The sequence below is a fragment of the Nocardia pneumoniae NBRC 100136 genome, assembly GCF_000308755.1.
GTDB classification, from domain to species: Bacteria; Actinomycetota; Actinomycetes; order Mycobacteriales; family Mycobacteriaceae; genus Nocardia; species Nocardia pneumoniae.
Window position 1 is genome coordinate 1 of the sequence record NZ_BAGF01000043.1, and the last position, 1,363, is coordinate 1,363.

The following is a 1,363-nucleotide window of genomic DNA, read 5'->3' on the forward strand; positions in this document are numbered from 1 at the left end:
AGGGCAGCGTCGGAGAAATCGACGGCGATACCATCGCCTACCACTTCCACGAACCGCTCGGAGTGGTCGGGCAGATCATCCCGTGGAACTTCCCGATCCTGATGGCCACCTGGAAGCTCGCCCCGGCTCTGGCCGCCGGCAACGCGGTGGTGCTCAAGCCCGCCGAGCAGACACCGGCGTCGATCCTGAAGGTGGTCGAGCTGATCGCCGATCTGCTGCCGCCCGGAGTGCTGAACGTGGTCAACGGCTTCGGCGTCGAGGCGGGCAAGCCGCTGGCCGCCAGCCCCCGAGTGGCGAAGGTCGCCTTCACCGGCGAGACCACCACCGGCAGGCTGATCATGCAATACGCCAGCGAGAACATCATCCCCGTCACCCTCGAGCTGGGCGGCAAGAGCCCCAACATCTTCCTGCCCGACGTCATGGCCACCGACGACGCCTTCCTGGACAAGGCCGTCGAAGGATTCGTGATGTTCGCGCTCAATCAGGGCGAAGTGTGCACCTGTCCCTCCCGCGCACTGATCCACTCCTCCATCTATGACGAGTTCATCGCCCGCTGCCTCGAACGGACCAAAGCCATCCGCAGCGGCAACCCGCTCGACGAGACCACCATGATCGGCGCGCAGGCCAGCAACGACCAGTACGAGAAGATCCTGTCCTACATCGACATCGGGCGACAGGAAGGCGCCGAAGTGCTCACCGGGGGCGAGGCCCGCAAAGTAGAGGGTCTGCCCGGCGGGTACTACATCGAGCCGACGATCTTCAAGGGCACCAACGACATGCGGATCTTCCAGGAGGAGATCTTCGGACCGGTGGTGTCGGTGACCACGTTCGACTCCGTCGAGGAGGCGCTGAAGATCGCCAACGACACCCTCTACGGCCTCGGCGCCGGGGTGTGGACTCGCGACATGAACGCCGCCTACCGGCTCGGTCGCGGCATCAAGGCGGGCCGGGTCTGGACCAACTGCTATCACGCCTATCCCGCGCACGCGGCATTCGGCGGCTACAAGAAGTCCGGCATCGGACGCGAGAACCACCGCATGATGCTCGACCACTACCAGCAGACCAAGAACCTGCTGGTCAGCTACTCCCCGGACAAGCTCGGATTCTTCTGATGCCCGATCAGGTCCAGCGCGTCGAACTCACCGAGCCCGCGGAAGCGCTGCTGCACAGGTTGATCCGGCAGCACGGCCCGGTCATGTTCCACCAGTCCGGCGGCTGCTGCGACGGCAGCTCACCGATGTGCTACCCGCGCGGCGAGTTCCGGGTCGGCGCGTCGGACGTGCTGCTCGGGCGGCTCGCCGCGGACACCCCGTTCTGGATGAGCGCCGACCAGTACGACTACTGGCGCCACACCCACCTCACC

Annotated in this window: 2 protein-coding genes; both read left to right on the forward strand. The window is 65.7% G+C overall.

What is annotated here, in order from left to right:
* Positions 1-1,112, forward strand: a 1,112-nt coding sequence (adh, locus tag ON34_RS13650; protein WP_040779385.1) for an aldehyde dehydrogenase, incomplete at its 5' end; no start/stop codon positions are given.
* On the forward strand, positions 1,112-1,363 hold a 252-nt coding region (locus ON34_RS13655; protein ID WP_040779388.1), incomplete at its 3' end, for a DUF779 domain-containing protein. The genes adh and ON34_RS13655, both read left to right, overlap by 1 nt.